12 protein-coding genes are annotated in these 12,541 nt (G+C 71.6%); 6 read left to right on the top strand and 6 right to left on the bottom strand.

All coding sequences use genetic code 11. The features are described from left to right. Positions 1-44 precede the first annotated feature (44 nt). Together OHA73_RS03350 and OHA73_RS03345 are read right to left on the bottom strand one after the other, a co-directional pair. Entirely contained in the window at positions 45-1,604 is a 1,560-nt protein-coding gene (locus OHA73_RS03350; protein WP_443063025.1) for a subtype B tannase, read from the bottom strand. 181 nt (positions 1,605-1,785) lie between these two features. Continuing rightward, positions 1,786-2,394 carry a TetR/AcrR family transcriptional regulator gene (locus OHA73_RS03345; protein ID WP_327654098.1) on the bottom strand — a complete coding sequence of 203 codons (609 nt, stop codon included), beginning with the start codon at positions 2,392-2,394 and terminating at the stop codon, positions 1,786-1,788. A 115-nt stretch (positions 2,395-2,509) separates the two neighbouring features. On the opposite strand from OHA73_RS03345, the gene OHA73_RS03340 reads away from it, so the two are divergent. Next, positions 2,510-3,223: an SDR family NAD(P)-dependent oxidoreductase gene (locus OHA73_RS03340; protein ID WP_327654097.1), complete on the top strand. Its 714-nt coding sequence runs from the start codon at positions 2,510-2,512 to the stop codon at positions 3,221-3,223. A 15-nt stretch (positions 3,224-3,238) separates the two neighbouring features. Here OHA73_RS03340 and OHA73_RS03335 read toward each other — a convergent pair whose 3' ends face one another. Further along, the gene (locus OHA73_RS03335) at positions 3,239-3,829 is read right to left on the bottom strand and encodes a TetR family transcriptional regulator (protein WP_327654096.1); all 591 of its coding nucleotides are present in this window, start codon (positions 3,827-3,829) and stop codon (positions 3,239-3,241) included. 68 nt (positions 3,830-3,897) lie between these two features. Here OHA73_RS03335 and OHA73_RS03330 point away from each other — a divergent pair, with 68 nt between their 5' ends. Continuing rightward, on the top strand, positions 3,898-4,719 hold the full coding sequence (locus OHA73_RS03330; protein ID WP_443063024.1) for a class I SAM-dependent methyltransferase: 822 nt from the start codon (positions 3,898-3,900) through the stop codon (positions 4,717-4,719). A gap of 97 nt (positions 4,720-4,816) precedes the next feature. Then, positions 4,817-5,056 carry a hypothetical protein gene (locus OHA73_RS03325; RefSeq protein ID WP_266717557.1) on the top strand — a complete coding sequence of 80 codons (240 nt, stop codon included), beginning with the start codon at positions 4,817-4,819 and terminating at the stop codon, positions 5,054-5,056. An 89-nt stretch (positions 5,057-5,145) separates the two neighbouring features. On the opposite strand, the gene OHA73_RS03320 is transcribed toward OHA73_RS03325, so the two are convergent. Both OHA73_RS03320 and OHA73_RS03315 read right to left on the bottom strand, forming a co-directional pair. Next, on the bottom strand, positions 5,146-6,846 hold the full coding sequence (locus OHA73_RS03320) for a tetratricopeptide repeat protein (RefSeq protein ID WP_327654095.1): 1,701 nt from the start codon (positions 6,844-6,846) through the stop codon (positions 5,146-5,148). A gap of 121 nt (positions 6,847-6,967) precedes the next feature. Beyond that, the gene (locus OHA73_RS03315; protein WP_327654094.1) at positions 6,968-8,227 is read right to left on the bottom strand and encodes an FAD-dependent oxidoreductase; all 1,260 of its coding nucleotides are present in this window, start codon (positions 8,225-8,227) and stop codon (positions 6,968-6,970) included. A gap of 106 nt (positions 8,228-8,333) precedes the next feature. On the opposite strand from OHA73_RS03315, the gene OHA73_RS03310 reads away from it, so the two are divergent. Continuing rightward, entirely contained in the window at positions 8,334-9,008 is a 675-nt protein-coding gene (locus OHA73_RS03310; protein WP_327654093.1) for a TetR/AcrR family transcriptional regulator, read from the top strand. Then, positions 9,001-9,540: a MarR family winged helix-turn-helix transcriptional regulator gene (locus OHA73_RS03305; RefSeq protein WP_266717564.1), complete on the top strand. Its 540-nt coding sequence runs from the start codon at positions 9,001-9,003 to the stop codon at positions 9,538-9,540. Before OHA73_RS03310 ends, OHA73_RS03305 begins: the two co-directional genes overlap by 8 nt. 41 nt (positions 9,541-9,581) lie before the next feature. Here OHA73_RS03305 and OHA73_RS03300 read toward each other — a convergent pair whose 3' ends face one another. Next, positions 9,582-11,282 carry a chloride channel protein gene (locus OHA73_RS03300; RefSeq protein WP_327658395.1) on the bottom strand — a complete coding sequence of 567 codons (1,701 nt, stop codon included), beginning with the start codon at positions 11,280-11,282 and terminating at the stop codon, positions 9,582-9,584. Between the two features lie 214 nt (positions 11,283-11,496). Between OHA73_RS03300 and OHA73_RS03295 the strand changes: the two genes are divergently transcribed. After that, positions 11,497-12,495: an NAD-dependent epimerase/dehydratase family protein gene (locus tag OHA73_RS03295; protein ID WP_327654092.1), complete on the top strand. Its 999-nt coding sequence runs from the start codon at positions 11,497-11,499 to the stop codon at positions 12,493-12,495. Positions 12,496-12,541: the final 46 nt, after the last annotated feature.

Here is a 12,541-nt window from a genome sequence, read left to right as displayed (position 1 = left end):
CCCCTTCGCGGGGGCCGGGCCACAGTGGCTCGCGTGCGTCGCGCCTACTTCCTCTTGTGGCCCGTCACCTGGGCGATCCACGCGATGAAGTCCGCCGGATCGGTGTTGGCCCCGTGCCCCTGGTCCCAGTAGTAGAGGTGGTCGACCTTGTCACCGAGCCCGGCCGCACTCGCCGCGATATTGGCGGAGACGGTCAGCGACGTGTCGCTGTCCTTGGTGCCGAGCCGGATCCACCAGTGCTTGGAGCGACCGGGGTTGCGGCGCTCCAGGTGGTACATCGGGTTCATCAGGTCGAGCTTCTCGGGGATGTCCGACGCCACGCGCTTGCTGTCCAGACCGGACGTGTCGTGCCGCGCGCCGTACGCGGTGAAGTGCCGCGCCTCGGTCGTGCCCGCGCCGAACTCGTTGTTCTCCGGGGCGGACAGGTCGAACGGGTCGAAGGCGGGCGTGTCCTTCTTGCGCGCGCCCACGTGCGTGAGGAAGTCCTCCCACGTGAACGTGGCCCGCCCGCCGTGCCACGTGATGAAGGTGTTGTCGGCGAGGTACGCGGCGCGGTCGCTGTCCGACAGACCCTTCAAGTAGCGGGCGGCCGACGGCTGCAGATAGTGCGTCAGTAGATAGTCGTCGTAGTTCCGGGCGGTCAGCAGTCCGTGGCCGTCGATCCTGCGCAGCCTCAACGAGGCCTGGTACTCGGCGAATTGGGCCCGCAGCTGCTTGGAGGTCGCCTGGTCGACCTGCTCGCCGTTGCTCTGCTTGTTGGCGCCCCAGTTCCACTCGTACGCGCCGTCGGCGTGTTCCAGGTCGGCGATGGGGCACCAGGCGCTGGTCGCGAAGATCGCGTCGGAGGCGTCGGCCGCGCCCAGGTCGGACAGGTACTTCGCGTAGATCCTGCTGTCGCCGGAGGCGCCGAGCAGCGAGGACAGGGCGCCGCCCGCACTGGTGCCCGCGGACACGATGCGGTCGGTGTTGCCGGGTATGCGGCCCTTGTTGGCGCGGACGTAGCGCACGGCGGCCTTCAGGTCGACGATCGCGGCGGGCGCGGTGCCGTAGTACGTGCCGTCGTCGTCCTTGAGGGTGCGGCCGCGTGCTCCCGGTTCCACGACGACGTATCCGGCGGCGAGGGCGAGCAGTTGGTTGGCGTTCATCGCGCCGCCACCGCCCGGCATGCCGCCGCCACCGCCACCGCCGCCACCGGGCATGCCGCCGCCCCCTACGCCGTCCGCGTCCGCGACGGAGGACGGCATATAGCCGCCGACGGAGTTGGCGAACAGGATGGGCGCGTCGGAGGCGTCGATCGCCTTGCCGTCGATCTCCACCGGCACGCTCACGTTGAGGCTCTGGTACGTCTCGTCGACCGGCTTGGCGACATAGGTGATCGCCTTCCAGAAGCGGTACTTCACCTCCTTGTCGCCGTCGTCGGTGGTGACGGTCGCGGTCAGCTCCTTGTAGGCGTCCGTGTCGAACGTGAGGGCGCCGGAAGGCTCGTCGGACGCGGTTCCGGTCGACGCCTGCGCGGACAGGGTGAGGCCGCCTGCGACCGCGGCGCCCGCGGTCGCCCCGATCCCGATCATGACGTTTCTGCGCTTGATGGCCCTGTGCTTCAACTCGTGGCTCCCGTGTGGCTCTTGGGGCGAGCGAGTCCCGTCCCCGGACCTACGGCATCAACTGTCAACGTAAGTGTCAACAATTTGGGAGACATTCTCAGGAGGTGCTCAGGTAGGCGAAGGTGGCGCTCCGGCACGAGTGGGCGGCGGTCGCAATGCTGTGGCCGGTCGTGCGCTGCGGTCAGCCGCGCACCGCGGCCAGGCATGCGTCGTACAGGTCGATGATGTCGCCCTTGCCGCCGTTGTCGACCCACGTCATCGATGCGGCATCCAGGCACGCGAACGCCGTCGCGATCACCGCGCGGGCCCTCGGGTCCGCACTTCCGGGAGCGATGCTCATGCGCGCCTCGACGAGCGGCAGTACGGCCTCCTGGAGGCGCATGCGCTTTTCGAGCCAACCGGCGCGCAGCGAGGCGGTGTTGTGCAGGAGACGGAACCGCTCCAGGGCCTGCTCGCGGCTGTCGTGCAGCGCCAGTACGGCGGCGAGTCCCGCGCGCAGGGTGTCCCAGATGTCGGCCCCGGCGGGCTGCTCGTTGATCGCGTCCGTCAGGACCTGCCCGAACTGCTCCTGACCTCCGCCGAGGAGGTCCTCCTTGGTGCCGAAGTAGCGGAAGAGGGTGCGCTGGGAGACGCCGGCCTCGCGGGCGATCTGGGCGGTGGTCGTCTCGTCGTAACCCTGCTCGGTGAACAGGCGCAGGGCCGTCTCGAGGATCTCCTTGGAGGCCAGTTGCCGCGTCCGGTCCCACAGTGTGGCCGGCGCGCCTGCCGCCGTCTTGGCTTCCTGCTTCATGCCCTCAGGCTATCCCGGCACTGCCAGGGTGGCACTCACGCGAAGTTTGGCAGTCGCTGACAGGTAGACGTAGGCTGTCAATTCCTACCTCCGGCAGCACGCAAAGGGGCGCACCATGTCTGCACCTGCAGCTTTGATCACCGGTGGAACCAGCGGTATCGGCAAGGCCACCGCTGAACTGCTCCGCTCACGCGGTTACCGCGTCATGGTCACCGGCGTCAGTAACGTCACCGAGGCCGGACTTCCCGAGGACGTCAAGGTCGTCCGGGCCGACGCGCGGTCCCTGTCCGACGTCGACGAGTTGATGGGCCAGGTGCGCCGTGAATTCGGCTCCCTCGACCTGCTGTTCCTCAACGCCGGCATTTCCCGGCCGGGCCCGATCGAGTCGACCGACGAGGACGCCTTCGACGACCTCTTCGACATCAACGTCAAGGGCAACTTCTTCACCCTGCAAAAGGCGCTCCCGCACCTCAAGGAGGGGGCGTCGGTCGTGTTCACCGTCGGGGCCGGCGAAGGGATCGGGGCCGCCATGACGGCCGCCAAGGGGGCCCTGCTGCCTCTCGTGCGGTCCCTCGCGCTCGAACTCGCCCCACGCCGCATCCGCGTCAACGCCGTCAGCCCAGGGCTGATCGACACCCCCGCCTACAGCAAGTTGGGCGTCTCCCGGGAAATGGTCGACTCGTGGGGTGAGGGCGTCCCGCTGGGCCGCGTCGGCACACCCTCGGACGTTGCCGAGACCGTGGCCTTTCTTGCCTCGGACGCCGCCGGTTACATCACCGGCGAGAACCTCGCCGTCTCCGGCGGCATCGGCGTGCACGCCGGAGCCTGACGACCTGTCCAGTTGCTAGCGGGGCAGCGCTCCCGCGACGGCGGACGTGACGACCCGGCGGACGTCCGCCTCCGCGGGCGGACCGTCCTCCCGGTTCGCGTACAGCAGGTGGCCCGAGCCGATGAGGGTCAGGCCCAGGGAGTCGATGTCCGTGTCGGGCGTCAACCGGCCGGCCTGCCGCTCCGCTTCGAGGTACGAGCGGAGCATGGCGGTGGCGTCCGACAGGACCGTGACACCGGGCCGCCCGGCCGCCCGCAGTCGCGCGCGCAGGCCGTCGCGGAAGGTGAGCAGGCCGACCATGGCGACGACGACCGGCGTGAACAGGTCCGTCAGGGCGTCGGTGAGGAGGTCGACGACGGTACGGGTGCCGGCGGTAGCGACGAGCGCGGCGGCCCGTTCCTCCATGCGGCCCGCGCGGTCGATGACGAGGTCGGCCAGGAAGGCGTCGAAATCGGCGAAGTGACGGTGCAGCACGCCCTTGGCGCAGCCCGCCTCCGTGGTGACCGCCCGGCTGGTGAGCGCGGCGGCCCCGTCCCGCATGAGGACGCGCTCGGCCGCGTCGAAGAGCTGCTCCCGCACATCGCGTATGGCCACACCGGTCGGCACCTGCGCTTCTCCTTCGTTCGACTCGGCTCAGGGTAGAAGAGTGGGCGAGTGCCCACTATGGTGGGCGCATGCCCACTCGTGATGTGAAGCCCTCTGAGGCCGCTGCGAACCAACCGCACAAGGCCCGCGCCATGGCGGAGTCCTTCGGGGCCGACCCCGAGCGCTACGACCGCACCCGGCCCCGCTACCCGGATGCCCTGGTCGCCCGGATCACCGCCGCCGCGCCGGGCCCTGACGTCCTCGACGTCGGCTGCGGCACCGGCATCGCGTCCCGCCAGTTCCGGGCGGCGGGCTGCACCGTCCTCGGTATCGACGTCGACGCGCGTATGGCGGAGTACGCCCGCGGTCACGAACTCGACGTGGAAGTCGGCAAGTTCGAGACCTGGGACGCGGCGGGCCGCACCTTCGACGCGGTCGTCGCGGGACAGACCTGGCACTGGGTCGACCCGGTCGCAGGAGCCATGAAGGCGGCCGAGGTGCTGCGCCCGGGTGGGCGCCTCGCCCTCTTCTGGAACGTCTTCCGTCCAGGGCCCGAGCTCGCGGCCGCCTTCGCCGCCGCCCACCGCGAGGCCCTGCCCGACTCGCCGCGCAACCCCTGGGCCCGCCCCACCCTCGACGCGTACGGGGCGGTCTTCGCGAAGGTCGCCGACGGGCTGCGCGACACCGCTCTGTTCGGCGAGCCCGAGGAGTGGCACTTCGACTGGGAGGCCACGTACACGCGCGACGCGTGGTTGGAACAGCTGCGCACCAGCGGGGAGGCGGGCACGTACCGGCCGGAGCAGTTGGCGGACCTGCTGGCGCGCACGGGCGCCGCGATCGACGCGATGGGCGGCGAATTCACCCTGCCGTACACGGCGGTGGTGGTCACCGCGGAGCGCGCCGAAGCCTGACACCGGGGCCTGCGGCGCGGCCCGGCGGGGCGCTGTCGGCCCGATTGTCAGTGGTGGATGCTTCCCTGGAGTCGTAGCGGAAGGGGAAGCAGGAGTCATGACAGAGGAAGCTCGGCGTCGGCAGCCCGGCCGGGACCTGTGTGTCCGACGGCATCCGGACACACAGGTGGAGTGCGTGCTCCCCGACACGCACTATCCGCACCCGCACCACGCGCTGGACGGGACGACGTGGCACGACGGGTTGTGCGGGGCCTGCCACGGGAGCGGGCAGCGCGAGGGGGAGGTGTGCGGGGATTGCCGTGGCGGCGGATTCTGCCTGCTGGAGGAGCAGGAGTGAGGAGTCAGGGGTGAGGACTGAGGGGCCAGGCATGAGAGGTGAACGGGGGAGTTGACCCAGGTTGCTGGGCAGGGCCCGAACGGCAGCCGTCAACAGCAGTCGTTCTCCTCCTCAGGTGTCCCCGAGTCCAGGCGGCAGTAGCACGACGAGCGGATCGGGACGTCCGCCACCGCCAGTGCCGTCGTCAGCTGCGGGGCGATGATCCGGGCCTCGGCGTCGCGGCCGAGGCGGAGCAGGCACTCGTGGTAGCCGTGCAGCGCCCACACGTTGTTGGGGTGGCGCAGGGGGCGGGGGAGGGTGTCGTCGAGGCCCAGGTCGGCGGCGTAGACGTCGGCGGCCTCCGCCACCCTGCCCTGCTCCAGGAGCAGCGCCCCGTACGCGTGCCGGGTCGGCTGCATCCAGCCCCACGGCTCGTCGTAGGGGAGGGTGTCGTCGAGGTGGATGGCGCGGCGAAGGTCGGTGAAGGCCTGGTCGAAGTCGCCCGTCCGGTAGGCGAGTTCGCCGTCGAGCATCGCTCCGGCCAGGGCGAGGAGGTCGAGGCACGTGTTGTTGAAGAGGGTGCGGGACCGCGGTACCCGTTCCACGGCGGTGGTGAAGCGCGCGCGTTCCGCCGCGGCCTCCTGTGTGCGGCCGGTCGCGGCGAGGGCCACGCCCCTGCCGTAGTGGGTCATCGCCGTCGTCACGCAGTACAGCTCCGGGTCGCGGGGCAGCGGCAGGTCGATGAGGTCCTGCCAGCGGCCGAAGCGGACCAGGGCGTGCACCCGCATGCCCACGAAGCCCTCCAGCCAGTCGGCCATGGGCGGGGACTCGACGCGCAGCAGCTCCTCGGGGACCGCCGCCTCGAGCCGGTTCACGGAGTCGAACGCCACCTCCGCCCGGCCCGCGAACATCGCGGCGTAGAGCCGGAAGTGGATGTTGTGGCAGCGGTAGAGCGTGTAGAAGTTCATGGCGCCGTCGCGGGCCAGTGCCGGCTCGTCCGCCTCGATGGCGCGGGTGTTGGCCTCGATGGTGCGCCGGTAGTCGCCGCACAGTACGTCGATGTGCGTGGGCATGTGGTGCAGATGGCCCGAGTCGGGCACCAGGCCCCGGAGTCGGTCGGCGACCGGCAACGCCTGTTCGGGCGTCGGCGACATCTCCATGAGGTGGATGTAGAGGTGCAGCAGGCCGGGGTGGTCGCGGCCGTCGGGCCGCGCGAGCGCGTGTTCGAGCGCCTCCCGTGCCTCGACGGTGCGGGCGCCCTCGGCGGGACGGCCGGTGGGCAGATCCCACAGCTGCCAGGGCGTGAGGTTCATCAGGGCGTCGGCGTACAGCGTCGCGACATCCGGGTCGTCCCGGTGGTTCGCGTAGACCTTGCCCATGGCCTGCGCGTACTCCTCGTTCCACACCGACTGGTCGGGGGCGGGACCGGGGGACGGATAGCGGTGCCGGAGGGCGTCGACCAGCGCCTGCTCGACCGGTGTCGCGCGGGCGGCGGCGAGCGTGGCCCGCTGGACGGCGTGGTGGGTCCGTTCGACGCTCGACGTCAGCTCGCGCTCGTCGAACGCCTCCCACGGCTTGTTGTAGTTCGGACCCAGCGCGTAGGCGAGGCCCCAGTGGGCCATGGCGCACTGCTCGTCGGCCTCGATGGCCCGCTTGAAGCAGCGGGCCGCCTCCTCGTGGTGGAAGCCGTACACCCACAACAGGCCGCGGTCGAACCACAGTTGGGCCTCGGGTGAGCCGGTGGTGACCTCGCGGTGGAAGGATCCCAGGTCGTAATAGCCGTCGCTGCCGTCGATATTCACGGGTGCCACCTTCGACGAGTGTGCGGGGCCGTCCCGGCGAGGGGCGGATCCGGCACATTGTCCCGCCAGGGTCGGCGCCGCACCATGGTGCGGGTGGGTGCGCCGGTGCCTTTCGGTGGGCTTCGTCGGGTCAGGCTCGCGCGGCGTCGGACTCCGTCGCCGTCTCGCCGGCGACGCGCTCACCAGTGACGGACTCGCCGGCAGCCGACTCGCCAGCGACGGACTCACCAGCCGCGGTGAAGAAGTCGACGAGTGAGTGCGGTGCACCGTCGCCGAGGCAGAGGTCCAAGATCTCGCGCGCGTCGTCGTAGAAGCCGGAGGTGCGGGCGAACATCACCGCTTCGTAGTCCGCGAGGGCCGCCTCGATGTCGCCGGGGTGTGCGGCGATCGCCCGGCCGAGTTCGGCGCCGTCGAACATGGCCAGGTTGGCGCCGTCGCCGGACGGCGGCATCAGGTGCGCGGCGTCGCCCAGCAGCGTCACGCCCGGCACGCGGTCCCAGTGGTGTCCGTCGGGCAGCGTGTGGATCATGCGCGCGACCGGGGCCGACTCGCCGTCCGTGATCAGGGCGGTGAGCTCCGGGGCCCAGCCCTCGAACTCGGCCGCGATCCGGGCCTTCGCCGCGGCCACGTCCGTGAAGTCGATGTCGGCGAACCAGGAGGCGGGGCGGGTCAGTTGGACGTAGGTGTGGATGATTCCGCCGGCCTCGCGGTGCGCGTTGATGCCCTTGCCGGGGGAAGGGGCGAGCAGGGCGCCGGCGCCGACCGCATCGGCGGCCGCCGCGTGGCGCTCGTCCACGTCGTACAGGTAGGTCTCGACGAACGTCGTGCCGGTGTAGGCGGGCGTGGCGTCCGAGACGAGGGGGCGGACCTTCGACCAGGCGCCGTCGGCCCCGACGAGGAGGCTGGTGGTGACGGTCGAACCGTCGGCGAAGGTCAGCTCGTGGCGGCCGTCGCCGAGCGGCCTGACACCGGTGATCTTGTGTCCCCACTGGACCGTGCCCTCGGGCAGCGAGTCGAGCAGGATCCGGCGCAGGTCGCCGCGGAGCACCTCGGGGCGCTTCGCGCTGCCGTCGTCGGGCTCGTCCATCAGCACCTTGCCGTGCTGGTCGAGCACGCGCAGCGCCTCGGCGCCCTCGTGGATGATCGCGCGGAACTCCTCGGTGAGCCCGGCCGCCGCGAGGGCCGCCTGCCCGTCGGCCTCGTGTATGTCGAGCTGGCCGCCCTGGGTGCGGGAGTCCGGCGAGGGGTCGGCTTCGTAGACCGTCGCGGGGATGCCGTGGACGTGCAGGACCCGGGCGAGGACGAGGCCGCCGAGGCCCGCGCCGACGATCGTGATCGGGGTGGTCGTGTGCGTGGTCGTGGTCGCAGTCGTGTGCGTAGTCGTGTTCATGATCTTGCTCCGTTTCGAGAGTCCGAGATTTCGGGAAGCGATGAGCGTGGAACGTTGTTCCAGTACCAGTTTGGAACAATGTTCCAGCCGTGTCAAAATGGGACCCATGGCGACCAGGGCACAGCGCACCGACGCGCTCTCCAAGGAGCGGATCGTCGAGGCGGCGATCGAGATCCTCGACACCGAGGGCGAGAAGGGGCTGACCTTCCGTGCCCTCGCGGCGCGTCTGGCGACCGGCGCCGGGGCGATCTACTGGCACGTCGCGAACAAGGACGAGCTGCTCGCCGCGGCCACCGACGGCGTCGTCACGCGCGTCATGGCGGACGTGGCCCGTGACGAGGATCCGCGGGAGGGGATCCGTGTCCTGGCGCTCGGCGTCTTCGATGCGATCGACGTGCACCCGTGGGTGGGGACCCAGCTCTCGCGCGAGCCTTGGGGAGTCGCGCTGTTGCAGATCTTCGAGGGCCTCGGTGGCCGGCTCCAGGAGCTGGGCGTCGCGCGCGCGGAGCAGTTCAACTCCGCCTCCGCGCTGCTGAATTACGTACTCGGAGCCGCAGCTCAGAACGCCGCGAACGCCGGCCTCGTACTCCCGGGCGCGACCGACCGCTCGGCGTTCCTCGGCGGAATCGCCGCCCGGTGGAAGGAACTTGACGCCACTCGCTACCCGTTCCTGCGGCAGGTGGCCGCGGAACTGCCCGAACATGACGACCGGGCGCAGTTCCTGGCCGGCATCGACCTCATACTGGCGGGTATCGACACCGCGAGGAGGGCGCATGGCTGAGAGCGGGAGCGGGCCCCGGGCCGAGGGCCGGGACGACGTGGACGCGGTGACCCGAGCAGTGCTCACCGCGTCGCGGCTGCTCGTCGCCGTGTCGGCCCGGTCCCTCGCGGAGGTCGAGGACCGGGTGACGCTGGCCCAGTTCCGGATGCTGGTGGTGCTCTCGACGCGCGGCGCCACCAAACTCGTCATGCTCGCCGAGCAGTTGCACGTGGCGCCGTCCACCGCGATGCGGATGGTGGACCGGCTGATCGCGGCGGGACTCGCGGACCGCCGCGCGAACCCCGCCAACCGCCGGGAGACGCTCCTGCAGTTGACCGACGAGGGGCGCCGCACCGTCGAGAACGTGACCACGCGGCGCCGCGAGGACATCGCGGGGATCGTGGAGCGCCTCGACCCGGAGCAGCGCGCGTCGCTGATCGGCGCGCTGGACGCGTTCAACGAGGCCGGCGGCGAGCCCTCGGCGCCCGACAACCCGGACCCGACCCTGCACCCGCTGGGCTGGGCCGATCTGCCGACGGGCTCCGCCGGCTGAACCTACGCGGGCGCGGCCTGCGCGTCCTATGCGGACACGTCCTACGCGGACACGCCCTGCGCGGGCGCAGGCCGGTGCAGCGCCCGCAGCGCCCCTTGGTGGCTGAGCCAGCCCACCGGCTCATCCTTGTCGGTGTGCATCACCGGAAGTCCCGTGCCGGGCGCCGCGAGGAGCGTGTGCAGTGCCGCGGCGAGCGGCTGGTCCGCGGTGACGCGGGGCGTGTGCAGGGCGAGTTCGCCCACGGTGGACGGCGCCCCGTCCGGCTGCTCCGCCAGCGTCTCGGCCACCGCCTGCGCCGTGACGACGCCGAGATGCGCGCCACGGTCGTCGCGCACGGGCAGGGCGCCGTGGCCCGAGCGGCTCAACAGCTCGGCGGCGTCGGCCAGTTGGAGCGACGCGGGCAGGGGAGTCGGCAGCGGTTCCAGGACGGTGGCCACCCGCTGCCCGCCGAGCGGCGCGTCCGGCGCGGGGCCGTCCAGGTCGATGCCGCGGCGGCGCAGCTTGAGCGTGTAGATGGTGTCGCGCGTGAGCAGGCGGCTGGTGGCGGTGGCGAGGACGATCGCCAGCATCAGCGGCAGGATGATCGAGTACTCGCCGGTCAGCTCGAAGAGGATCACCACGGCGGTGATCGGCGCGCGGGACGAGCCCGCGAAGACGGCGCCCATGCCCACCAGCGCGTACGCGCCGACGGCTCCCGCCGTGCCGGGCAGCAGGCCGTGCGCGACCGCGCCGAACGCGGCGCCCAGCATCGCCCCGATGAACAGGCTCGGCGCGAACACCCCGCCCGAGCCGCCGATGCCGATGGTCAGGCTCGTGGCGATCATCTTGCCGACGAGCAGGAGCAGCAGGAAGCCGATGGCGTACCCGCCCTCCGTCGCCTTCTCCAGGACCGGGTACCCGACCCCGTACATCTCGGGAAGCGCGAGCAGGACCAGGCCGAGCGCGAGCCCGCCGACCGCGGGGCGCAGCCACTCGGGGCCGCGCCACAGCCAGTCGCAGGCGTCCTCGATCGCGTACAGGACGCGCGAGAAGCCGACGCCGACCGCGCCCGCGACGACGCCGAGCACGGCGAACAGGGCGTACTGGCCGAGGTGTTGGACCGGGAAGTCGGGCAGGCTCAGGAATGCCACGTCACCGAAGGCGGCCCGGCCGATCACGCTCGCGGTGACGCTGGCCAGGACCGTCGCGCCGAACGCCTCGACGGTGAAGGTCCGCAGGATCAGCTCCATCGCGAAGAACACACCGGCCAGCGGCGCGTTGAACGTCGCCGCGATGCCGCCCGCCGCGCCGCACGCGACGAGCAGCTTCAACCGCTCCTCCGAGAGTCCGGTGATGCGGCCGAGCGTCGAACCGAGCGCCGAGCCGATCTGCACGATCGGCCCCTCGCGCCCCACCGAACCGCCCGAGCCGATGGTCAGCGCCGAAGCGAGTGTCTTCACGACGGCCACCTTCGGGCTGATCCGGCCGCCGCGCTTGGCGACCGCGAGCATCACCTCCGGCACGCCGTGCCCGCGCGCCTCCTTGGCGAAGCGGTTGACCAGCGGGCCGTAGAGGAGGCCGCCGATGACGGGGGTGACGAGGACGAAGAAGGGGCCGAGCCAGGGCACGTGCGGGTTGGCGCTGCCGGGGTCCGCCGCGTAGTCGCCGTGCCCGGAGAACAGGCGCGTGAACGTCTGGATGCACCAGCGGAAGACGATCGAGCCGAGCCCCGCTCCCGCACCCACGAGCACCGCGAGAACCATCGTCGAACCCCGGCCGCCGAGCATCGGGCGTAGTGCCCGCAGGCCGCCTCCTGTGCCGCTCACTCTTTTCCCTGCCTCACGTTTGCACCATGCAAAATACCGACCTTTGCATTATGCAAAACGTGTCAAGGGGCCGTGCGGCCGGGTCTTACGGAGTGGTGACGCATCGGCCCGTTGCCGTGGTGCGCGGGGCCGGGGGATCTAGCGTGGCGGCATGCGAGTACTGGTCACCGGCGGTGCCGGGTTCATCGGGTCCCATGTCGTCGAGGCGCTGACCGCGCGCGGGCACGAGCCCGTCGTGTTCGACGTGCGGGAGGATCCCGGCGCCGATGTGCGCGACCCCGACGCGGTCGCCCGCGCGCTGGTCGGCGTCGACGCCGTGTGTCATCAGGCGGCGCGGGTCGGGCTCGGCAACGGGGTCGCCGACGCCGCCGAGTACGTCTCGCGCAACGACCTCGGCACGGCGGTGCTGCTCGCCGCCATGGCCGAGGCCGGTGTGCCGCGGCTCGTGCTCGCGGGGTCCATGGTCGTCTACGGGGAGGGGCGCTACGCCTGCCCGCGGCACGGCGTCGTCCGGCCCGGTCCGCGCGCCGCCGCCGATCTGGACGCGGGGCGGTTCGAGCCCAAGTGCCCCGACTGCGGCGCCGAGTTGGCGCCCGGCCTCGTGGGTGAGGACGCCCCCGTCGACCCGCGCAATGTGTACGCCGCGACCAAGCTCGCGCAGGAACACCTCGCCGCCGCCTGGGCGCGCGCGAGCGGTGGGACGGCGCTCTCGCTGCGCTACCACAACGTGTACGGGCCGCGGATGCCCCGCGACACCCCGTACGCCGGTGTCGCCTCCTTCTTCCGCTCCGCGCTCGCCCGCGGCGAGGCGCCGCGTGTCTTCGAGGACGGCCGCCAGCGGCGCGACTTCGTGCACGTACGGGACGTGGCCGAGGCCAACGCGGTGGCGCTGGAGGCGGACGCCGAGCCGGGCGTGCTGCGCGCCTACAACACGGGCAGCGGCACGCCGCACACCGTCGGCGAGATGGCGTCGGCGCTCGCGGCGGCGTACGGCGGGCCCGATCCCGTCGTGACGGGGGAGTACCGGCTCGGCGACGTCCGGCACATCACCGCGGACTCCGCGCGACTCCGCGCCGAGCTCGGGTGGAAGCCCGAGGTGCAATTCGACGACGGGGTACGGGAGTTCGCGCACGCCGCGATGGACAGGTGAGCCCCGGTCAGTGGGTCAGCAGGTGCTCGCGCCCGAACATCGTCGC

Source organism: Streptomyces sp. NBC_00483 (assembly GCF_036013745.1).
Taxonomy (GTDB): domain Bacteria; phylum Actinomycetota; class Actinomycetes; order Streptomycetales; family Streptomycetaceae; genus Streptomyces.
This window is presented reverse-complemented; position numbering and strand designations above follow the sequence as displayed.